This is a genomic window from Amycolatopsis sp. WGS_07 (genome assembly GCF_045278895.1).
Lineage (GTDB): Bacteria > Actinomycetota > Actinomycetes > Mycobacteriales > Pseudonocardiaceae > Amycolatopsis.
In genome coordinates this window covers 9,707,915-9,729,781 of record NZ_CP136053.1, presented here as the reverse complement: position 1 = coordinate 9,729,781, position 21,867 = coordinate 9,707,915, and the positions used below count along the sequence as shown (strand labels likewise).

12 protein-coding genes and 1 pseudogene are annotated in these 21,867 nt (G+C 67.8%); 9 read left to right on the top strand and 4 right to left on the bottom strand.

The window, feature by feature from the left end; all coding sequences use genetic code 11:
- The first annotated feature begins 158 nt into the window (after positions 1 to 158).
- The 8 genes and pseudogenes from RPX00_RS45520 to RPX00_RS45485 form a co-directional block, all read left to right on the top strand.
- Complete coding sequence (locus RPX00_RS45520; RefSeq protein WP_406635352.1) at positions 159 to 773, top strand: UbiX family flavin prenyltransferase; 615 nt, start codon at positions 159 to 161, stop codon at positions 771 to 773.
- Entirely contained in the window at positions 773 to 928 is a 156-nt protein-coding gene (locus RPX00_RS45515; protein WP_406635350.1) for a hypothetical protein, read from the top strand. Before RPX00_RS45520 ends, RPX00_RS45515 begins: the two co-directional genes overlap by 1 nt.
- 44 nt (positions 929 to 972) lie before the next feature.
- Positions 973 to 2,265 carry a UbiD family decarboxylase gene (locus tag RPX00_RS45510; protein WP_406635348.1) on the top strand — a complete coding sequence of 431 codons (1,293 nt, stop codon included), beginning with the start codon at positions 973 to 975 and terminating at the stop codon, positions 2,263 to 2,265.
- Between the two features lie 303 nt (positions 2,266 to 2,568).
- Positions 2,569 to 4,221, top strand: coding sequence for a hypothetical protein (locus RPX00_RS45505; protein WP_406635346.1), 1,653 nt, complete (start codon positions 2,569 to 2,571; stop codon positions 4,219 to 4,221).
- 499 nt (positions 4,222 to 4,720) lie between these two features.
- Positions 4,721 to 7,378 carry a penicillin acylase family protein gene (locus tag RPX00_RS45500; protein WP_406635344.1) on the top strand — a complete coding sequence of 886 codons (2,658 nt, stop codon included), beginning with the start codon at positions 4,721 to 4,723 and terminating at the stop codon, positions 7,376 to 7,378.
- Positions 7,379 to 7,825: 447 nt separating this feature from the next.
- Positions 7,826 to 8,875, top strand: a complete 1,050-nt coding sequence (locus tag RPX00_RS45495) for a lytic transglycosylase domain-containing protein (RefSeq protein WP_406635342.1) — start codon at positions 7,826 to 7,828, stop codon at positions 8,873 to 8,875.
- A 219-nt stretch (positions 8,876 to 9,094) separates the two neighbouring features.
- Positions 9,095 to 10,213 carry a M48 family metalloprotease gene (locus RPX00_RS45490; protein WP_406635340.1) on the top strand — a complete coding sequence of 373 codons (1,119 nt, stop codon included), beginning with the start codon at positions 9,095 to 9,097 and terminating at the stop codon, positions 10,211 to 10,213.
- Between the two features lie 102 nt (positions 10,214 to 10,315).
- Positions 10,316 to 11,749: pseudogene (locus RPX00_RS45485) on the top strand (M1 family metallopeptidase); the annotation flags it as partial.
- 933 nt (positions 11,750 to 12,682) lie between these two features.
- On the opposite strand, the gene RPX00_RS45480 reads toward RPX00_RS45485, so the two are convergent.
- The 4 genes from RPX00_RS45480 to RPX00_RS45465 all read right to left on the bottom strand — a co-directional run bounded on the left by RPX00_RS45480 (position 12,683) and on the right by RPX00_RS45465 (position 18,598).
- Positions 12,683 to 13,306 (bottom strand): cysteine hydrolase family protein, encoded by a 624-nt coding sequence (locus tag RPX00_RS45480; RefSeq protein ID WP_406635338.1) that lies wholly within the window; start codon positions 13,304 to 13,306, stop codon positions 12,683 to 12,685.
- A gap of 61 nt (positions 13,307 to 13,367) precedes the next feature.
- Positions 13,368 to 14,831, bottom strand: coding sequence for an alpha-L-fucosidase (locus RPX00_RS45475; protein ID WP_406635336.1), 1,464 nt, complete (start codon positions 14,829 to 14,831; stop codon positions 13,368 to 13,370).
- A 128-nt stretch (positions 14,832 to 14,959) separates the two neighbouring features.
- The gene (locus RPX00_RS45470) at positions 14,960 to 16,504 is read right to left on the bottom strand and encodes an alpha/beta fold hydrolase (RefSeq protein WP_406635334.1); all 1,545 of its coding nucleotides are present in this window, start codon (positions 16,502 to 16,504) and stop codon (positions 14,960 to 14,962) included.
- A 90-nt stretch (positions 16,505 to 16,594) separates the two neighbouring features.
- Positions 16,595 to 18,598 carry a CocE/NonD family hydrolase gene (locus tag RPX00_RS45465; protein WP_406635332.1) on the bottom strand — a complete coding sequence of 668 codons (2,004 nt, stop codon included), beginning with the start codon at positions 18,596 to 18,598 and terminating at the stop codon, positions 16,595 to 16,597.
- A 338-nt stretch (positions 18,599 to 18,936) separates the two neighbouring features.
- Between RPX00_RS45465 and RPX00_RS45460 the strand changes: the two genes are divergently transcribed.
- Complete coding sequence (locus RPX00_RS45460) at positions 18,937 to 21,828, top strand: DUF4157 domain-containing protein (protein WP_406635330.1); 2,892 nt, start codon at positions 18,937 to 18,939, stop codon at positions 21,826 to 21,828.
- Positions 21,829 to 21,867 lie beyond the last annotated feature (39 nt).

Sequence of the window (21,867 nt, the reverse complement as noted above, 5' to 3'; positions counted from 1 at the left end):
AATGCTGAGTCCTCCGGCATCTGATCGGCAACCGGTGGGTGAAGCGCGGCTTCGTCGCGCTTCACCCACCGCGTTCGATCGAGGGAGTTCGTCGCGATCATCGGGCAAGTTCCAGGCCTGACCGTCGTGAAGCACGGCGAAGAGCGAAGGAGAAATCAGTGGAGCTGGTGGACGTTCCGGTGCGGCGGATGATCGTCGCCGTCACCGGTGCTTCGGGCGTGATCTACGCGGTGCGCTCGCTGGACCTGCTGCGCGCGGCGGGAATCGAGACCCATCTCGTGGTGACGAAGGCCGGTTCGCTGACCAGTTCGTACGAGACCGGGCTGGACGCCGCGGACCTGGCCGGCCGCGCGGACGTCGCTTATCACCACACGGATGTCGGCGCCCCGATCTCGTCGGGCTCGTTCCTGACCGGGGGAATGCTGATCGCCCCGGCGTCGATGCGGACGCTGGGCGAGATCGCGTCCGGGGTCAGCAGTTCGCTGGTCTCGCGGGCCGCGGACGTGACGTTGAAAGAGCGCCGCCGGCTGGTGCTGCTCACGCGGGAAGCGCCGTTGAACCTTGTCCACCTCCGGAACATGGCCGCCGTGACCGAGGCGGGGGGAATCATTTTTCCGCCGGTGCCTGCGTTCTACCACAATCCGTCCTCGCTGGAGGAGATCGTCGACCACACGGTCGGCCGGACGTTGGACCAGTTCGGTATTCACACGGACGTCTTCCCGCGTTGGGACGCCGGTTTGCGAGCCGCGCTGCGTTCGAAGGGGGACAGCTGATGGCGGAGGAAGACCTTGCCAACGGTGCGCCGACAGCGCCCATCAAGGATCTGCGGGAGGGAATCGAACTCCTGAAGCGGCACGACGGACAGTTCGTTTCGACCGCGGTGGAGGTTTCCCCGCACGCGGAGCTGGCCGGCGTCTACAAAAAGTAGGCGCCGGCGGCACAGTTTCCCGGCCGACGAGGGTGGGGCCGGCGATGCTGTTCGAGAACGTCAAGGGCTACGACATCCCGGTGATAGTGGGTGTGCTCGCCTCGCGCAGACGCGTCGCGCTGTTCCTGGGCGCCGACGAGCGGCGGCTGGGGCAGCACATGCTGTCCGCGATGAAACACGCCAAGCCTCCGGTTGTCGTCCCGGAAGCCGCGTGCCAGGAGCAGGTGCTGCTCGCGTCGGAGCCGGACTTCGACCTCAGGAAGATCCTGCCCGCGCCGACCAATACGCCCGAGGACGCCGGTCCGTATTTCTGCATGGCGGTGCTGCGGGGCACAGATCCGGACACCGGAAGCCACGACGTCACGATCCACCGGCTGTGCGTGCAGGGGCGCGACGAGCTTTCGGTGTTCATGCTGCCGGGCAGGCACATCGGCCTCATGTACGAGAAGTACGAGGCGCGCGGCGAGCCCATGCCGATCACTGTTTCGATGGGCATCTCGCCGGTCGAATACATGGCGATCTCATTCGAGCCGCCGGCGACCCCGTACGGATTCGACGAACTGGAGTTCGCCGGCGGCCTCAAGGGCTCTCCAGTCGAGCTGGTGAAGGCGAAATCGGTGGACGAGTACGCGCTCGCGTCGGCGGAGATCGTCATCGAAGGGCATCTCCTTCCCCGATGCCGGGTCGCGGAGGACCAGAACACCGGCACCGGTTTCGCGATGCCGGAATTCCCCGGATACGACGGGGCGGCGAATCCGTCGCTGCCGGTCATCAAGGTGTCGGCGATCACCACCCGGACGCGGCCCATCCTGCAGACGCTGGTCGGCCCGGGGGAGGAGCATGTCAGCCTGGCCGGGATCCCGACCGAGGGCTCGCTGACGCAGGCACTGGAGAACGCGGTACCGGGACTGGTCGAGAACGTCTACGCACACCCCTCCGGCGGCGGGAAGTACGTCGGCATTCTCCAGATCCGCAAGCGGAGCGCCGCGGACCAGGGCCGGGAGCGGCAGGCCGCGATCGTGGCGTTCGGGGCGTTCCCGGAGATGAAGCACGTGATCCTGGTCGACGACGACGTCGACATCTTCGACACCGACGACGTCCTCTGGGCGATGACCACGCGCTTCCAGGCCGAACGGTCGGTCGTCCCGATTCCCGGGGTCCGGTGTCACGCGCTCGATCCGTCCGCCAGCCCGGATCTGCTGTGGACGAATGTCGAACCAGGCATTTCGACGAAGGTCATCTTCGACTGCACCGTGCCGTGGAACCTCCGGGACCGCTTCATCCGGTCGCCGTTTCAAGACGTGGACGTGGAGCGGTTTCTGCCGGGATGGAGCTGACGCGTCCTCCGGTTCCCCACGGGGACGGTCCACACAGGACACTCCTGGAACGGCCGACGTGAAAATATCATCTTTCCCGCGGGTAAAAATGCATACCCCCGGCGGGATGGTCCAACGAATGCGAGTTGTGACATTGCCAACACGGGGAACGCGTGCTTAAAGTGCTCGTAAATCACGCGAAGCTCGTCGGCGCGGGGCCGATGTTTGGCAAAGGCTGAATTCTTCGGTCTTCAGGGCGAAAGAAGGCGCTTCATGGCAAACGCGATGAGACGCGTCGCGTCGACCACTCGCAGAGCGGTGTCCGTGGCGACGCTGATTGCGGCCGCGGGAGGTGCGTTCGGCGGCGGGGTCGCGTCGGCCGGCACCCCGGCGGAGTTCCGGGATCTTCCGGCGGAAGCCGGCACGCCGCCCGGCATGCAGTTTTCCACGGACGCGCCGCGGGCGGGGGCCAAACCGGACAGCGTCGTGACAGTCAAAATGTCCTTGGCGCTGGCGCGGATGTCGGTCGTGGCGCCGCGGCGAGGCGTCGCCGGCGGGCAGATCGAGTTCCTGCAAGGCCTTCAGCATTTCGCATCGTCGAAACTCGCCACGATCAAGCTCGACGGGTACCGGTGCGAGGACTACGACGACGCGATGGGAACCCTGCGGGTTACCGACGGTCAGCAGGACGGCCGCGACGTCGACGGCACCGCGTTCGCGGCGTTCGTGCAGGACATCATCGCGAAGATGGGCAAGAGCGCCGACCCCGCCGCCGATCTCGCCAAACTGCGTACTTATTCGCTCGTCGCATCCTGCCGCTTCCGCGTCCCGTCGGACCTGGTCCGGAACATCGAGGTGGCGGGCATCGTCCAGTCCGGCGGCGACAACGCGGCCGACGTCGAGGGCCGGGCCTTTCTCCCCGTGGATCTCCCGGAAGCACCGGACGCTCCGGCCGTCGACGGCCCGGACGACCTCGTCGTCCACGAGGGCGGCGGCCTGACCGGGACCGGCCCCAGGGACACGCTGATCAGGTGGAACATCGACGGTGCGCGAGTTCCGGCCCCGACGGCCTACGTCGGCCACGACGGCAAGTGGGCGCTGCGGGTGCCGCCGGCCGTGCCCGCGGACGGCAAGCCGCACCAGGTGTTCGTCACGTCCGAGACGAGCGACGGCAAGGTCACGGGCCAGTCGGCGGGCCGCAGGCTGACGGTGCTTCCGGCACTGGCCCGGCCGGTGATCACCGACCCCGAAGACGGCGCGGTATCGCCCGGTCAGGTGCTGACGGTCTCCGGCAGCAACGGGGCCACGGTCACCCCGGTCGACCAGAGCGGCAAGCCGCTCGGGCCCCCGGCGACGATCGAGAACGGAACGGCTCGAGTCTCGCTGGACAAGAACGTGCCGCCCGGAACGGCCGTCCGGATTCGGGCGACGGACGCGGCGACCCCGGTGTCGGATGCGCTGTTCTCCGACCCGAGAACGGTTGAAGCCAGCGCGATCTCCGTGCTCTGGTCCCCGTCCGCCGCGCCCGGCGAGGATCACCTGGCGACCTTCGCGATCCAGCCGGAGAACGGCGACCTCTCGTCGGTGGTGGGCAAGAAGATCACCATCAAGGCTCCGGACGGTTTCACGTTCCAGCCGATCTCGGACGAGAAGTCCACGGTGCGCGGCCGCTACAACATCACGGCGAACGCCAGTGACAAGAACGGCCGGAACAACGGCGCGTGCACGTGGCTGGCCGATCTCGTTTCGGTGAGCCCGGACGGGAAGACGATGACCTTCGTCTTCCCCGCCGTGGACCCGGTGAGCCGCGACGACGTCGTCAAGAAGCTGTCCGGCGGCGGCTACCCGCCGAACCAGCTCCACGTGACGTTCCATGTCACCGCCGACGCGAACGCGACCGCGGGCGAGAAGACCGGCGGACAGGTGACGGTCGACGGTTTCGGCACCGCTCCGTTCACCGGGCGGGTGACGACGTGACCAGCGGGAAGCAGCCGCTGCTGAGTGCGGGCGAACCGCGGCCGCCGTTCCGAAGACCGGGGACACGGCTCCCGACGGTCAGTCAACTGAAAAGATTGTCCGCAATGATGCGGGTGCAGTAATTCAATTCCATTCTGGATATGGATTTGGCTTCCTTCGAGAATTGCTCGTCGTGTTCCGGAGGAGAACGAGTCCGTTCGCGCGTCGTCGGACGTGCACCAAGGAGTGTCGCATGTCAAAGAGCAGCGTTGCTCGAAAAGTGGGGCTTGCGTGTCAGGCCCTGGTCGTCGTCGTGGCATCGGTGGCCGTGCCCGGCGTGGCGGGTGCCTCGCCAGGCGCTCCCGGACCCGATCAAGGCGCCTACGCCGACTACTGCGGGGACCAGTGCCACGACATTCTGCCGCCCGGACAGGGCAGCAATCTGTCGAGGTCCGAAGCGCTTCAGCAGTTCGCGAAGACCAGGTCGTTCTCTTTCGAAGTGCCGCACGGACGCGATCAGGTGGCAGCCTACGATGCGCTGCGGACGAACTATCAGAACCTGACGAACGAGAAGATCGGCGAGTTCATGAACTCCTCGTCGTTCGCCGTGCCGCAAGGCGGTACCGGGCCGGTGCCGGTGCCCGGCCGCGACGACGTGACCATTGCCCGGGATGCTCGCGGAGTCCCGTACATCAAGGGAACGACCCGGGACGGCGCGACGTTCGGCTCCGGCTACGCGGCGGGCCAGGACCGCCTCTTCATGATGGACCTGCTGCGCAACATGGTGAACGGGTCCGCGGTGCAGTTCGCCGGGAGCGTCGCGGGGGACTTCCAGAAAGAACTGTGGCCGAAGATCGCGGAAACGGTCGAAGACCGGGACCGGCAGATCGAGCGGCTTCGCAATAGCGGGCCGGACGGCGTGAAGATCGTGCGCGACCTCCAAAACTATGTGGACGGGATCAACCGGTACATCAAGGACGCCAGCCGGAGCAGCGCATACCTCAAGAACCTTTCCACGGCGAAAGACTTGTCCGCTGGGGACAGGGCATTCATTGATTCGCTCAAGCTGGATCTTCCCGCCGACTACTGGGGAAAGCTCCTGGAGCCGGGCACCGCGGTCGTGGGCGAGCTTTCGAAGCTGCTGCAGGGGCAGTTTTCTTCCATCGACCTCGGCAAGCTGATCGCCAATGCTCCTAAGCTGCTCGAGGTCTTGCGCGCGCCGGAAATCAGGCCGTTCACGCTGAACGACGTGGTCGGAGCGGCGACCTTGCTGGGCGGGCAGTTCGGCGCAGCGGGCGGCGGGCAGGCGCTCGCGGCGGTCGCGAAGGTGGCGGCTGAGCTGAAGTACGGCAAGGAGCAGGGCAGCAAGGTGTGGGACTCGCTGCGGTCGGCGAACGATCCGGAAACGACCGTGACCCAGCACGGCCCCGCGAAGGTCCCCTACGGGGTCAGCCCGAAGGACCCGCAGCACGTGGCGATGCCTGATCCGGGGTCGCTGCAGGAGGAGCCGGTGGAGGCCGGCTCGGGCGGTTCGGCGAGCACGGGTGCGCGAACCGGGGGAGCGTCGTCGTCCCCGGAGGCGCTGCCGAAGAACTATCTCGGCCGGGCAAAGGGAATGTCGAACGCGCTGGTGGTTTCGGGGACACATACGAAGAGCGGGAGCCCGATCGCCTTGTTCGGGCCGCAGACAGCGTATTTCGCTCCGGAGATCCTGATGCTCCAGGACATCCAAGGGCCGGGGATCAGCGCGCACGGGGTGATGTTCCCGGGCACCGGTCCGTACGTGCAGATCGGCCGTGGCCCGGACTACTCGTGGAGCGCGACGTCGTCGCATCAAAGCATCATCGACACGTACACGGTGAAGCTCTGCAACGTCGACGGGAGCCCGGCCAGCAAGGAGTCCGACGGCTACCTGGACGGCGGCAAGTGCGAGAAGCTGGATCCGGTGGAGAGCGCGGACGGGCTGCGGGTGCTGCGGACGAAGTACGGCATCGTGCGGCAGCGGGCCACCGTCGAGCGGGTTCCGGTCGCCTATACGGAGCTGCGGTCCACCTACCGCAACGAAATGCAGGCGGTTTCCGGGTTCATGCGGTTCAACGACCCGGAGCAGATGAAGGGGCCCGAGGACTTCCAGAAGGCGGCCTCGGAGATCGGATTCACCTTCAACTGGTTCTACGCGGACTCGAAGCACACGGCGTACTACAACTCCGGTCTCCAGCCAGTCCGGGCGGCGAACGTCGACCCGAACCTCCCGATCTGGGCGCGGCCGGACACCGAATGGCGGAACTGGGACCCGAAGACCAATGTGGTGCAAGGGATGCCGAGCGAGCAGCATCCGGCCTCGATCGACCAGGACTATTACATCAGCTGGAACAACAAGTCCGCGGAAGGCCAGGTGAGCGGAGGTTTCGGCGGTGGATCCGTGCATCGGGGGGACCTGCTGGACCGGCGGGTGAAGGACCTGATCGCGAACGGGCGGAAAATCGACCGGGCCGACCTCGCGAAGGCCATGGAGGACGCGGCGGTCGCGGACCTGCGGGGCGAGATGATCCTCCCGAACCTCTTGCAGGTGATCGACAGCGGCTCGGGCGGCGTCGATCCCGCGGTCAAGAAGGGCCTTGACGACCTGCGAAGGTGGAAGGAGCACGGCGCCAAGCGGAACACGATGCCCGGGGCCAAGATCTACATCGACGACCGTGCCATCAAGATCATGGACGCGTGGTGGCCGCGGCTGGTGGATGCGATGTTCCGGCCGGGCATGGGCGACGAACTGTACGCGGCCACGCAACGGAACCTGCAGATCGACGAGGCGCCCTCGACGCCCGTTCCGGGCGGGAAGACGGCTCCGCACCGAGGATCCGCGTTCGAGTACGGCTGGTGGTCCTATGTGGACAAGGACCTGCGGGCCACGCTGGGACAGCAGGTGAACGGTCCGATGCCGGCCAGCTTCTGCGGAACGCTGGAAAACTGCCGCGGCACCCTGTTGCGCACGCTCAAGGAAGCTGTCGACACGCCGAGTTCGGAGGTCTATCCGGGCGACGACGAATGCAAGGCCGGCGACGCGTGGTGCGCTGACAAGATCCGGTTCACGCCCATGGGCGCGGCGTTGGTGCCCAGCATCGGATGGCAGAACCGTCCGACGTATCAACAGCTGGTGGAGTTCCCGAAACACCGCTGATCACCAGCGGGGCCGGGGTTGACGAGCCGCCGTGGAGGCGAGGCGAAAGCCTCTCCGCCACGGCGGCTCGCGTTGCTGAAGTGCCCGCGCGGAAGTGAGCCTGCCCGCATGAAAAATTGCACAGCAGGTCAGTGCTATTTCATTGTCGAAAGCGGCATCAGGGCGAGTTAACGTGGATCGAGAAGAGGTTATGCGGACCCAGTGAGGGGATGCGTAATTAACGCTCAGCGCTTGACTGGAATGGCGGGGGAGTAGGCGGCGATGTGGCCTGACGGGAAACGCGGAACGCGTTCGGCACGAGGGCGGACGGCGGCTGCCCTCGCGGGCGGCGTCCTGGCCATCCTCCCAGCGGTCGTGGCCAGCGGGCCGAGTTCGCCGGTCGCGCTCACCCGGCCTGGAGTTCAGCAACTCCCCGCCCCGGCGGGCCCTCGTGCTGAAGTCCCGCCGATGTCGGTCGATGGACGTCTGCCGCAACTGCCCGAGGTGTTCGAGATACCCGAGCCGCCCGAGCCGCGTGTCGATTCCGGCTCAGCCGGAGCGCCCGGCCCGCTGGGGATTCCCGCCAGCATGCTCAAGGCATACCGGAACGCGGCCGACCTCGTGGGCAAGCAACAGCCGGGCTGCCGCGTCGACTGGGCGCTGCTCGCCAGCGTCGGCCGCATCGAGTCGAACCACGCGCGCGGCGGCTACGTGGACGAGAAGGGGAACACCCTCGAGCGGATCCTGGGCCCGGCGCTCGACGGAACGGGCGGATTCGCGGCGATCCGCTCCTCCGACGGCGGCGTGTTCACTGGCGACCCGGTGTGGGACCACGCCGTCGGCGCGATGCAGTTCATCACCGGCACCTGGCGCCAGTACGCGTCCGACGGCAACGGGGACGGGGTTTCCGACCCGAACAACGTTTACGACGAAACTCTCGCTGCGGGCCGCTACCTCTGCTCGGGCGGTCTCGACCTTTCCTCGGACGGCGGCCAGCGGATAGCCGTACGCCGGTACAACAACTCGCAGTCCTATGTGGACACTGTAATGGCGTGGGCGGTTCGCTACCGCGGCGGAGCGGCGGAGCTGCCCGACGCCGACGCGCCGATCGGTGCCCCGCCAGGGAAACCGGCCGAGAGCGCGCCGAGCGCGGTCCCGGTCCCGCAACCGCCCGCGGCACCGACCTCCGCGGCTCCGGACAACACGGGGACCGCGAACTCGCCAAGCAGCAGCGCGCCTGCCACCGGAGAGCTTCCCGTCACCTCGACGAAGCCGCAACCGACGACCCCGCCGACCAGCCCGACGCCCCCGAGGTGCGAAACGCCGACCCCGGACGAAGTTCCGTCGACACTTGAAGAAAAGGCGTCGCGGTCTTCGGAACCACCGACGCAAGGAAGCCGCAGCAGCGGTGAGAAGTCACCCGACGGACTTGGTGGCGAATGCGGCCCCAGCACCGAAACGTCGGCGACCAGTTCCGCGAGTTCTCCGGCCAGCAGTTCCGGACACGAGTCGCGATAGTCCGCTTTCACCGCAGTCGCGCGGACATTATTTTTCTCATGACTTTAGCGGGAACGCTTGACCATTCGTGCGCGTTCCGGCAAAGGGGAACACGGCGGTCCGATTCACTACCAAAGTTCTGCCTCGATGCTGGGGTTTTTAGTTCGCGTACCTGTTCTCTCGGCGGAGATTGACTTACGTTCGCAGCTTCGCACTGATGAACCGGAGGAGAGGTACCTCGTGTCACTACGCCCCCGAACTCTCAGCAGAACCTTTGTCGCCGTCGGCGTTCTCGTGGCGGCTGCGGCCGGTACGGCCGCCCCGGCGGCAGCGGCCGCGCCGAAGCCTTCGTCGGTCGAGAAGGACGTCGCCCAGTTGGAGCGGGAATTCCAGGATCTCGTGCAGGTGCCGGGAGTCGCCAGCGTGCTGCGCGACAGCAAGCCGCTGATCGAGTCGCCGATTTTCAAACCCGGTCGCGAAGCCGAAGGCGAGCCGGGCGCCATTCCGGGTTGCACCCCCGGGGCGCTGATTTCCCAGTTCGAAAAGCTCCAGGCATCGCTCACGGAGGTGGAACAGCGAGCGGCGTCCGTGGTCGACGGCCTCAACAACCTGTACGCGTCGGTTGTCGCGAACGACAAGAGCCCGCAGGTCTTCGGCACCGACGGCCAGTACACGCCCCGCGCCACGGCCGCGATCGAGAAGCTGCGCGGGTTCTGGGACATCGAGAGCTGGAACATCCAACTGGTGGCGTACAAGGGCACGGACGCGGCCAGCCCGGAGAAAATGAAGGAGACGTTCGCGCGCGGCTTCGCCCCGGAGCGGGCCGCGGCGGCGGGCGCGCTGGCGAGCAAGGTCGTGCACGAGGTGCCGGCCTTGCAGGGCGGACGGAACCCGTTGCTGTCGGCCAACGCGTTCGCGGCTCCGCCCGGCAGCGCGGGCGGCAAGCGCATCCTGCTGGGCGACGGCCTGCTCGACCTGGTCGGCCAGGACGGCTTCGGCGATGTGTCGGTGGAAGGAGTCTTGGGACACGAGTACGGGCACCACGTCGATTTCGCGCACGACAACTCGCCGAGCGACGAGTCCGGGGAAATGGGCCCGGACGCCTACGCGGGCTATTTCCTCGCGCATGCGAAGGGCGCGGCGTGGGACGCCCGCACGCAGCAGGAGTTCGGCTACCTGAGTGCTTCCATCGGCGACTGCGAGCACAGTCACGGCACTCCCGCCCAGCGCAAAGCCGCGGGTACGTGGGGCGCGCAGCAAGCTCTCAAGCAGGACAACCCGAACAAGATCGTTTCGTCCGCCACGGTGATCGAGAAGTTCCAGAAGGAATATCCGAAGCTGATGAAGTCGCGGGCCTAGGCGCTCGTCGCCGCACGCTGACCTGACCGTGGGCCGTCTCAGTCCTCTCGGGACGGCCCACGGGCTCAGGACACCGACGTTTCCACCACGATCAGGAGTGTCATGACAGCACCGCAACGCTGGCGTCGTCCGGCAGTGACCGTCGCCGCCACCCTCACCGCATTGACGCTCGGCGCCACCGTCGCCTCGGCCGGCCAGGACGGGCCGGCCCCGGGCGCGGACGGGGCCGGGGACAGCTACTACCCGCAGGACGGCAACGGCGGGTACGACGTCTCCGACTACGACCTCAAGGTCGCCTACGCGCCGGGCAGCCGCCAGCTCACCGGCCTGCAGACAGTCAACGCACGGGCGACCCAATCGCTCAGTTCGTTCAACCTCGACCTGCGCGGCCTCACCGTCGACTCGGTCAAGGTCAACGGCCTTCCCGCCCAGTTCAGCCGCACCGGCGACCACGAACTCGTGATCACGCCGCGCAACTCGCTCGTGCGCGGGCTGCGCTTCAGCGCCGAGATCGCCTACCACGGCGTCCCGGAGGCGATAACGGGTCCGTTCGGCTCGGACAGCAACGGCTGGCAGTACACCAGGTCCGGCGGAGCGTTCGCGGCGGGCCAGCCGCAGTCGGCCATGACCTGGTACCCGGCCAACGAGACTCCCCGCGACAAGGCCCGGTTCCGGTTGTCCGTCACGGTTCCGGACGAGTGGAAGCCGATTTCCAACGGACGCGAGGCGGGCACGTTCAAGACCGCCGGGGGCACCACGCACGTGTGGTCCGAGGACACTCCGGCCGCGCCCTACATGACCACGCTCGCGATCGACAAGTGGACCTTGAACAAGCGCCAGCGCGCGGACGGCACCCCGATCGTCAGCGCGTACGCTCCGGGCATCCCGGACACCACCAAGCAGGCCGACGCGAGGCTGCCGGAGATCCTCGACTTCCTGGAATCGAAGTTCGGGAAGTACCCGGCCAGCGCCGCGGGCGGCATCTACCTGAACGAGCAGCTCCCCTACTCGCTCGAAACCATGAGCCGTCCGATCTACTCCGGCGGCGCGGGCGACATCGGCACGATCGTGCACGAGAACGCGCACCAGTGGTACGGCGATTCGGTGGCCGTCGACAAGTGGAAGGACATCTGCCTCAACGAATGCTTCGCGTCCTACGCGACCTGGCAGTGGGAACAGGCGAAGGACGGCGTGGACCTCGACGCCAGGTACTTCGACGAAATCGCCGCGAACGGTAAAAAGTTCTGGGTGGGCAAGCTCTACGACATGGGCCCGGGCAACGAATTCACCGACGTGTACGACAAGGGGCCGGTCATGCTGCACGCACTGAGCAAGTACGTGGGGCAGGAGGCGTTTGACCGCGTGCTCAAGACTTGGCCCGCACTGCATCGCGACGGAAACGTGAACATGCAGGAGTTCCAGCGCTACGTCGAGGAGGTGTCGCATAAGGATCTGCAGGGCTTTTTCGATGCCTGGATCTACCGCAATGGCAAGCCGGCGCCGGAGTACCTCTATCCAGGCGACCTCAAACCGGCGCCAGTCGTCGCTTCGCCGGGGAAGGGCGCGTCGGTGCGGCCCGGAGCCGAGGTGAGCGGCACCGCCGCGCCGGGCCAGCGGGTGAGCGTGACCGTTGACGGTGCCGCCGTTGCTGAAACGGGAGCGTCGAAGGACGGTGCCTGGCGCACGACGCTGCCGGTGAACCTGGCATCCGGGCAGCACACCCTGACGGCCGCTGGACAGCAGCGTCAGTCCGCGAAGGTCCCCTTCACCCTGACGCCGGCCGGGGAGTCGGCACTGCACACCGAGCAGACCTTCGTCCCGGAGGCACGAGCAGGCACGAACACCGTCCTGACCGTCTCGTTCGCCGCCCCCAAGGGCATGCCCGTGTCCACCGCGGCCGAACAGCGATTCGTCGCACCCACCGGCTTCCGGTTCACCGGCCTGGCGACCCACGTCGCCGACACCGGCGGCCCGGGACGCGATCTCCGCACCCGGATCGAGGACGACGGCCGAATCCTCGTCGTGCTCGACCCGATCCAGCTCAACCTTCCCGGATCCCCCGCGGGCGCCGACCACCGTACCCTGCAGATGACCGTCACCGCGGACAAGAGCGCCATCGGTCCGCACACGGACGGACAGCTCACCATCGGGACCCAACCCGCAGTCCTGCTTTCCGGAACAATCCGCGCCTGAGCGCTCGGGACGGAAATCCGCGACCCGGCATGAATTTCTCACCTATCCTTCGGTGCGGCCGGATTAAAATGGTTCTGCCGCGTATCATGCGACGTCTTAGAAATGTTGTCTTTCTGGTGGAAAATGTTCGCGGATATGCTGCTCTTTAAGGGTATTTCGGGTTAGACTGGCGGTGCTTCGCGATGGGCTGTTCCCTTCCAGCGCAGTCCATGGCGGGGCTTCTTCCCCTCCGGTCGGTGGTTCAGGGACTCCGCCGACCGGAGGGGATTCCGCGTTCTAGGCGCGTTCGGCCTCGGATTCGCCGGTGAGCGCGGAGAGGAAGTCGTCGGCGGTGCTGACCTCGGCCAGGAGGCTGAGCGACTCCAGCGATGCCTGGTGCGCGGCTTCGGATCCGGCGGAACAGGCGTCGGAGAGCACGATGGTGCGGTAGCCCAGTTCCGAGGCGGTTCGGGCGGTGCCTTCGACTGAGATGTTGGTGGCCACGCCGGCGAACGCGACGGTGTCGATTCCGCTGGCGCGCAGGACTACATCCAGTGCGCTGGCGTGGAAACCGGTGATCCGCGTGTGGGTCACGATCGCGTCCGTAGCGGCTGGGGCGGCCGATTCGACGAGCGCCGCGCCGGGCGTGCCGTCGACGAGGCAGTTGTTCGCGGCGACCATGCCCAGCAGAGGGGAGTTCGCGACGAGGTCAGGATGTCCGGGCTGGAACGCGACACGGGTGTAGACGATCTTCGCGCCGGCTCGGCGTGCACCGGTCAAGACCCGGGCGGACGTGTCGAGCACGCCGGTGCGCTCGACTTCCGCCCGGAAGAACGGCGCGAAGGCACCGTCGGCGCCGACGATGTCGTGCTGCAGGTGGATCGCGATCAAGGCGGTGCGCGTCGGGTCGATAGTGGGCATGGGGAGGGTCCTTTCTGGTCGGGCGTGCGGTGGTCGCCGTGAGCCGATGTGGGCATCTGTTTTACCGGTTGTCGATGCGAAAGACGTAGGCGTGTTGGCTGCTGGTGGCCCGGGCTGGATCGGCCGCTGGGGTGGCGATGATGAGGCGGCGGCCGTCGCGGCGCCAGCCCAGCGGACGTCCGTCGGAGCCGAGCAGCGTGATCCGCGTCCGCTCGCTGGTCGGGACTCCGCAGTCGGCGACGAGTTCGCGGCCAGGCCAGGACAGCGCGGTCAGGTAGAGCACATCGGTGGTCTTGCCGACCGTGCATCGAAGGTTCCCTGACGTCGGCTGGGTCCACGGTCGCGTGCCGTAGATCGCCTCGCCGTTGAGTTTCAGCCACGCGCCGATGCCGCGCAGCCGCTCGCGCATCGGCTCGGGGATGGTGCCGTCGGCGCGCGGGCCGATGTTGAGCAACAGGTTCGCGTTGGCCGCGACGGAATTGATGAGCAGGTGCACCAGTTCGCCGGTGCCGCGCAGGGCATCGCCGGTTTCGAGGCTGTCGTAGCCCCAGGATTCCGCCATCGTGCGGCACACTTCGGAGCGTTCGCCGGTGGGCTGCTGGTTCATGCCGGCACCCTGTTCGACGGTGGTGTAGTCGCGGTGGGTGCGGCCGTCGCCGAATCGGTCGTTGACCAGGACGCCGTCCGGATTCGCGGCAGCTGCCCGGTTGTAGTAGTAGGCGATGGTTTCGTTGCCACGAAAGTACTTCTCGTCGCCGCCGATGTCGCACCAGATCATCGACGGGCGGTACCGGTCGACGAGTTCGCGCAGTTGGGGACGGACGATGCTCTCGGCGTAGTCGAAGACGATTCCCTGGCCGGTATACGGGACGCGACGGCGCGTGTAGGCATTGCGCGGTGCTCGTTGGGGGAACATCAGCCGGTTGACCAGCGCGCTCTCGCCCCAGCTCGACCTGCCGCCTCGGTAGGGCGCGGGGTTGAACCATTCCGGCACGGAGTAGTACAGCCCCGGTTTGACACCGCCGTGCTTGCGGGCCGCGTCGACCAGTTCGCCGACCAGGTCACGTCGCGGCCCCAACTCGGCCGTATTGCGGCCCGTGGTGGCGGTCGGCCACAGGGCGAGCCCGTCGTGGTGCTTGGCGGTCAGCACGAAATAGCGTGCGCCAGCCTCGTCGAACAGGCTGACCCAGTCGTCCGGGTCGAATCGTTCCGCGCCGAACTGCTCGATGAAATGGTCGTAGGGCGCGGCCGGGCCGTAGCGGCGCAGGTGGTGCAGCCAGGCCGAGGTGCCCGGGATCTGCTGCAGGCGCGCGTACCACTCGCCCGCGCAGTATTCGCCCAGGGTCTTTGGCAGCCGCGAGCGAATTCGGCCCGTACCCGGCAGCAACGCGGAACCGAACGCGGGCACCGAATACGCGCCCCAGTGCACGAAAATGCCGAACTTGCCGTCGTCCCACCACTCGGGCAGCGGATGACGAGCCAACGACTCCCGCGTCGGCTCGTACGGCCCGTCGGAACCGGTCATCGTGATCCACGGCCTTTCGTCCGCGTCCCGGACGCGCCGGAACTGTCGCGAGAATGGGTGGCGCCGGCTCACCCGATACTCCAGCAATATTGCAATATGCGGACGGCGCGTGGTTCCCCGGTTCGGGGTCAGTCGTCGTATTCGAAGAACAGACCCGCGGCCGGAGTCTTCAAATCGACGAGGTAGCTCTCCACCACCTTGTCCAGCTCAGGAATGTCGCCGAGGATGCAGTGCTTGTCCGCATCGGTGGAAATGAGCCGGGAGAACCCCAGCTCCTGTGCCATGCGCCGGGAGAACTCGTACCGGGTGTTCGGATCGAAGTAGTTCCCGACGACGACGATCGGGTTGTCGGTGTCAGCGCGCCACGGGCCCTGGTAGGGGTCGGATTTGTCGGGCCAGACGGGGCATGCGGCGGACTCGCTGAATGCCTGCGCGCGTCCGCGCTCGGGATACTGACGCTCCCATTTTGCGGCCATCGCGGGGACGTCTCGCTGCTTGTTCCTGAACGGCTTGTCCGCACAGTTCACCGCGAAGAAGGACTCGTGACTGTTCTCCGCGTCCGAGGCTTCCGGCGACATCTCGAAACGGGGATCTCCGGCGATCTTGGTGACCACCCGCAACGGCTGCGGCTTCCGTTCCCGCACCGGCCCCGCGACCGCCTCGAAAATGTCCTGAAGGTCAGCCCACAGACCGGCCCGGTCGCCGCTGCGCAGCGCCAGGCCCACCGCTCGGCCGAACTCCTCCTCGGTGACGACCTCGCCGGAAGCCATCGTGATCGGTCCGCTGCTCAGCCGCCGGGTGATCCGGTCGAACTTCGCTTTCGGGTCGCCCTTTCCGAACTCGCAGCGGACTCCTACTTTGGCGCACCGATCCAACGCCTTGTCGACGCTGATCTGGGCTCCCTCGGCCCGTTGCCGGTCGTATTCGACACCGTTCGTCGTCCGCAGTGCCGGATCCACGTTCCCGTCGAGGACCATCGACCGCACGCTGCGCGGGAACATGTTGGCGTACGTCGCGCCGATGAGCGTGCCGTAGGAGTATCCGACGTAATCCAGTTTCTCCTCGCCGGCCGCGGCTCGCAGCAGGTCGAGATCGCGGGCAACGTCTCGGGTGGCCATGTGGTCCAGGAGCAACCCGCTGTGGGTTTTACACGACCGCGCGATATCCGCGTATCCGGTCAAAGTCGTGTTGATCTCGTCCTTGGTCTTGGGCCGCGCCGAGATCTTCGACCACGCGTCATGGGCCTCCGCGTCGGTGGTGAAGCATCCGAAAGGATTGCTTCGGCCTACCCCTCGCGGGTCGAAGCCGATGATGTCGAAACGGTCCTCCACGCCCGTCGTGAGCCCGGAGGTAGCCGAGAAGGTCCAGCCGGACACGCCTGGGCCGCCGGGATTGACGAAGATCGATCCGACCTTGGCCGACGGCTTCCCCGCAGCCTTCTTGGAGAGCGCGATGTTCAACGAGCCTTGGGTCGGGTCGTCGTGGCTGATCGGCACCGCATAGGTAGCGCAGGAGAAGCGAGGCTTGTCCGCCTTGGCTATCCCCGCCTCAGTGAAGAACTCGTCAGGGCATTTCTTCCACTGGATCTGGTCGACGCTTCCGGGCTCCGCCTGGGCTGCCGGGAATCCGAGCGCCGCTGGCACCATGGTGGCCGCTAACACCGCAGCGGACATCATGAGCATGGGACGTCTGACAGTGCGGAACCTGTTCGATTTATGCACGGTTATCTCCTGAACAGAAATGGACGCGATGCGGGGCGAAGGTCAGCTGCTCGCCGGCAGGTCGATCATTCGCTCCGGCCGGACGCTGTCCCGCGGCGTGACGCGGGTGACGACCGGCGTGGTCGCGGGAGTAGCGGCAGGCACCTGGCCGCCGACGATGGGGACTCGCAGCGACGTCTGTCCGAGCGAGACCGAATACTGGCCTGAGCCTCCGGGGACGTAGTCGTCCGAGCCCGCGATGACGATCCCGAGCCGGTGGCCCGCGGGCACCACGTGATCGACGGTGTAGAGCGGGATGTTCAGTGTGTAGGTTTCGCCGGACTTGACCGGGTTCGCCTTCGCCAGGTCGTTGGCGTGCCGCAGATCGCCGTGCCCTGTCGAGATGACCGTCGCGGTCGTCTCCTGACTCGTCGCGGTCGCGTCTTTGAAACATCCGGTGTCATAGGCGGTATAGCCGCCCCAGCAGCTCGTGGTCTTCGACTCGTCGAGTTCGTTGATCCCGCCGTCGTTCGTCGGATCGGTCCGGATCGTGGCGGGACCGTAGTCGACGAGATACGCGCTCACCGGCGCCGCGCCCTTCTTGGCGACGTCCTCGGTGGGCCGGACGGTGACGGCCACGGTGGGCGTGCCGGACACCCGCAGCTCGCCGGTCAGGTTTCCGGTGGCGTACACCAGCCGGTTCAGGTTCCCGTTCTCGGCTTTCAGCACGGTGCCGGGATCCGCTTTCGCCAGATCGGCCAGCGTTTTGCCGTGGTCGGCGTTGATCGTCAGGCTCTCCTGCGGTGCCGGGTTCTCGCCGAGGCCGCCCGTCCCGGGTGTCGTCGACAGCGTCGGCGACAGGATCCGGGACTGCACCCGGGGATCGCGGATCGCGGCATAGTCCGCCCACCGGTCCGGCGCCTGCTCGACGCTGAGCGCGGGTTCGGTGTCGATCCCGTTGTCGATGCCGTACAGGTACTTGTCGAACCAGCGGTGGAGAGTCGCGACCCATTCGGCCCTGCGGAAGTCGAACGGGTCGACGTGTCCGGTCTGGGACAGCCACATCTTCTTCGGCACGCCGGCCGGGAGCTGATCGAACCAGGCTCCGTACTGCAGCGGCGTCACGTTCCAGTCGGCCTGGCCGTGCACGAGGAAGACGCTCGCCCGGACGTTCTTCGCGGTCAGGGTGGCGTCCTGCTCAGCCCAGCCGGGCGAGTAGTCGCCGGAGACGTAGCCCGGCGGCTCGATTCTCCTTTTCAGGTCCTCGAGGAACTTCCGGCACTTCGGCAATTGCGCCGGGCTCATGAAGTCCCTCGCGTACTGATACGGCGTCCGGTTGTTCGGTCTGTGTGCGCCGGTGTTCTCGTAGGTCCACGTGTACTGGGAGCTGACAGCCGAGATCGGCACCACGGTCTTGAGCCCGTCGACACCGCTGCCGGCCGCCCGCATGGTCGCGGCGCCGTCCCAGGACTTGCCGATCATGCCCACCGAACCCGACGACCATCCGGCAGTCCGTTCGACGTCCCCGTCCGCGCTCGCGTACCCCTTGACCCGCCCGTTCAGCCAGTCGATGACGGCTGTGCTGCTCGCCGTGCTGTTCGGGCCGTTGTCGTCGTTGCAGCCGGTGGACCGGTTGGTGCCGGCCATGTCGACCTGCGCCACCGCGTAGCCGCGCGGCACGAAGTAGTTGTCGTAGAACAACGGGGACTGCAGCATGGTCCCGTTGCGGTCGTAAGTCTTGACCTGCGACTCGCGGCCTCTGCCCAGGTTGCCGTAGTACCCGCTGGTGTCCATGACGATCGGGATCTTCTGGTTTCGCGCCGCCGGTTCGCTCGGCCGCACGATGTCCACCGCCACCCGGTCGGTTTTGCCGTCCCGGTCGTCGTCCCGCTGGATCGGCACCCACACCGACTCCCGGATGGCGTCGCTGTACGAATAGATCGGCTCCGTCACCCCGCCGCCGAGGCGATACGGCGCGGACGATGCTCCGGCAACGCCGGGCGCGAGGCCCGTCAACAGCACCGCGCCCACGCCCGTGGCGACGGCACGAAAGATACCTGGTCTCACGTACTCTCCTCCGCGATTGGTTGCTCACCGCCCGTTTAGGATTAGCGCGGAAATCCGAATTCGCCACCCGTCGAAAGTCGGCGGCGAAAAGTGGTTGAGTAATTCACTGGATTATGGTGAGAAAATTCACCGCGGCAGGTTTCTGGGGTGAGAATTCGAAATTGTTCGACACCACCTTGCGTCGGAAAGACTCGCCGCACAAATGCATTGCGCGTACGGCTTGACGAGCCCGGTGCCGTTGGCGTTCAGGTCGCGCGCGTCGTCGGCTGTGACGCCGCCGTGACGCCAACCAGTCACCGTGACCGGTAGGGACTGCTCGGCGACAGGACGGTGCGACGATGCGCGCAACGCAGGCAATGCCCGCCCCCGCACGCCGCGAGCCGATCGAGTTGCGCGGTCTGTCTCAGCCGGCCTCGCCCACCCTGCGCCGCTGCGGTGGCGCGCCCTGCGGCTGCGAGCAGAACGGGGAAGAGCCGGTCCTGCGCCGCAGCGGGGAGCACCAGGCCCCCGGCACCGCGCCTGAATTGGTTCATGCTGTGCTGCGCTCACCTGGAGTTCCGCTCGACAGCCGGGTCCGCGCCGACCTGGAACCCCGGTTCGGTCAGGATTTCAGCCAGGTTCGCGTGCACACCGACGCCCGTGCGGCGGCGTCCGCCGCGGCTGTTCGGGCCCGCGCCTACACCCTCGGCCAGAACATCGTGTTCGGGTCTGGCGCCTACGCCCCGGATACCGCGTCCGGGCGGAGACTGCTCGCCCACGAGCTGACCCACACCATTCAGCAGCGCGGCACCGCCCCGGGCATGGCGTTGACCGGACTCCAGGTCGGTGCCGTCGCGGACGCGACCGAGCAGGAAGCCGACCAGGTGGCGGACCGGGTGCTGGACGGCCCGGCCGACTTCAGCGGCGTGCCGGTCCGCTCCAGCGGGCCCGCCGGCCCGGGGGTGATCCGCCGGCAGGCCTGCGGCCACGACGGCCGGCCACCCGAATGCGGCGGCTACCGTTGGGGCCTGGTCAACATCGAGACCGGTGAGGAGAGCAGCGAGGACCTCGACACCCGCATCGTCGATCTGGGACTGCGCACGCATTTCGGAGGCGCCTGGGCCACCCAGGTGCAGACGCCGCCCAACCCGCGAAAGGCGGGCCGTGCCCGCGGCCGGCTGGACGGCCTGCGGGCCACTGTCGGCGAGCAGCTGCGGGTCGAGGTGGTGGAGGTGAAGTCGCGGGCCACCGAGTTCAACGGCGGCTGCGCGCTGGCCACTCGCGAGGCCGAGGGATACGTCAATATGCTCAACGGCCTCGGCCCCCGGATCGTCGCGGTCTCGCGGGCCGTGGCCGCCCAGCCCGGACTGCGTCAGCTCAGCGCGGCCCGGCAACACCAGGCGCTGGCCGCCGCGCGGGTGGACCTCGCCGAGGAACGGGACCGCCAGGCGTGGGCGTTCTTCCGCAGCCTCGAACAGCGCCTGAACCAGCAGTTCGACCAGCCGTTCACCTCTTTCCAGGCCGTGCTGTTCGCCGGTGGCAGCCCGGGCGCCGACTATCCGGCCGGCCCTCCGGTGCTGGTCGACTGCACGCGGCGCGGGCGGAAGGGAGTACGGATCCGGCGGCTGGTCTTCCAGGTCAACGGGGCCGGCGGGGTCAGCTACGGCTGTACCAACACCGACTGCCAGGTCGAGGAGGAACAGCGGCAGGTCCAGGACCAGCCGGTGGCACGGCCCGTGGCCGACGAGGAGCGCGACGACGTGACCACTCCGGTGCTGGTCGGAGCCGGGGCCGCCGCGGCCGGTGCGGGTGCGGCGGCGCTCGCGCGGCGCCGCGCGGCCCAGATCGCCGCCCGGCGGGCGGCCGTGGAACTGGCCCGGCGGCAGGCCGAGCAGCAGGCACTGCAAGCGGCCTGGCGGCGGGCCGCGGAGGAGGCGGCGGCCAGGAGAGCGGAGCGGGCGGCAGCCGCGCGCGCCGGGGGACGGCTGGCCGGCCGCGCCGTGGGCAGGGCCGTGGTCATCGTCGAGGTGGCGTCCATGGCCGCCGGTCTGCTGCTGGTGCTCAGCGGCAACGCCCGCGCGGAGGCCGGACCAGGCCGGTCGGGCCTCGAAGCGCTGTACGCCGTGATGACCCGCAACGGCACACCGCCCACGCCGGAAATGCGGGAAATGATCGAGAACGACCCGGTGCTGCGCCAGCTGGCCGAACAGGCCGCGGAAACCGGTGACGCGTCCGGGCTGGTGCGCGAACTGGACCGGCAGAGCCTGGAATTCCTGTCCGCGCACGCCCACGAACTCACCGACGAGGAACTCAACCTGCTGCTGTCCTCGGCCAACGCCCGCGCCGCCGGAGGACGGGCACCGACCAGCGTCGCGCAACTGCGCGCCGCCATCGCCGCCGAACAGCAACGCCGCCGGACCGGCGGGACCGCGCAGGGCACCGGACCAGGTGGTGCCGGCCCAGCCCCGGTCCCCGCCGGGGGCGGCGCGGGTTCGGCCGGGCCGACGACGGGCACCGGCCGGACGGGTGGCGCCGCGCCAGGTGAACGCACCACGGGATTGTCATCCGCGGTGCGCGCCGAGGTCGCCGCCGCGCCCGCGCCCAAGCGGCGGGTGGTCGAGGCGCTCGTCTCCGGTCAGGACGGTCCCCGGGTCGACGACGACGGGGTGCGCCGGATTCTCGGTGCCGTACCGGGTGATATCACCGCCGACCAGGCGAACCGGCTGATCGCCAGGGTCGGTCCGGCCACCGGCAGGTCCGTCGACGACGTCGTGGCTTCGATTCGCCAGGCGGTCGCGGAGGTACGGGGCGGCGCGCCAACGGCCGAACCGGGAACCGAAGCGCAGGTCACGGACACGCTGCGAGAGCCGCAAAGCCGGGAGCAAGCCGCGGCGGCCAGAGCCGAATACGTCCAGGCGATGCGCGAATACATCCAGACCTATCCGAGCTGGGATTCGGTTCCGGTCAACGGCTGCTTCATCCGCCCGACCGATCGAACCGTGGGCATGGCCACCGTGCCGCTGAACACAGCGTTCGATGTGATCAGCGTGGCCCGCACGGCGGGCACGCCGGCGCCGGTCCGGCTTGCCGGCATCGGTCGCGCGGTCGTCCTCGCCCGCACTTCGCGGACGGCCACCGTGCAGCTGCGGACGGCCGTGCCGATGGTGGCCGAGGACGGCAGCATTCCGATCACCCTCCCGGCAGGCCGGACCTTCCGCGACTGGGCATTGGTAGGCGCGGGCCGCCGGTGAGACCAACGGCGACCCGGCCGGTCGCACATCCGGACCAGG

Coding starts and splice junctions, on each gene's coding strand:
- RPX00_RS45515 (WP_406635350.1), top strand. CDS start 773: ATGGCGGAGGAAGACCTTGCCAACGGTGCGCCGACAGCGCCCATCAAG.
- RPX00_RS45510 (WP_406635348.1), top strand. CDS start 973: ATGCTGTTCGAGAACGTCAAGGGCTACGACATCCCGGTGATAGTGGGT.
- RPX00_RS45495 (WP_406635342.1), top strand. CDS start 7,826: ATGTCGGTCGATGGACGTCTGCCGCAACTGCCCGAGGTGTTCGAGATA.
- RPX00_RS45480 (WP_406635338.1), bottom strand. CDS start 13,306: ATGCCCACTATCGACCCGACGCGCACCGCCTTGATCGCGATCCACCTG.
- RPX00_RS45475 (WP_406635336.1), bottom strand. CDS start 14,831: ATGACCGGTTCCGACGGGCCGTACGAGCCGACGCGGGAGTCGTTGGCT.
- RPX00_RS45470 (WP_406635334.1), bottom strand. CDS start 16,504: ATGTCCGCTGCGGTGTTAGCGGCCACCATGGTGCCAGCGGCGCTCGGA.
- RPX00_RS45460 (WP_406635330.1), top strand. CDS start 18,937: ATGCGCGCAACGCAGGCAATGCCCGCCCCCGCACGCCGCGAGCCGATC.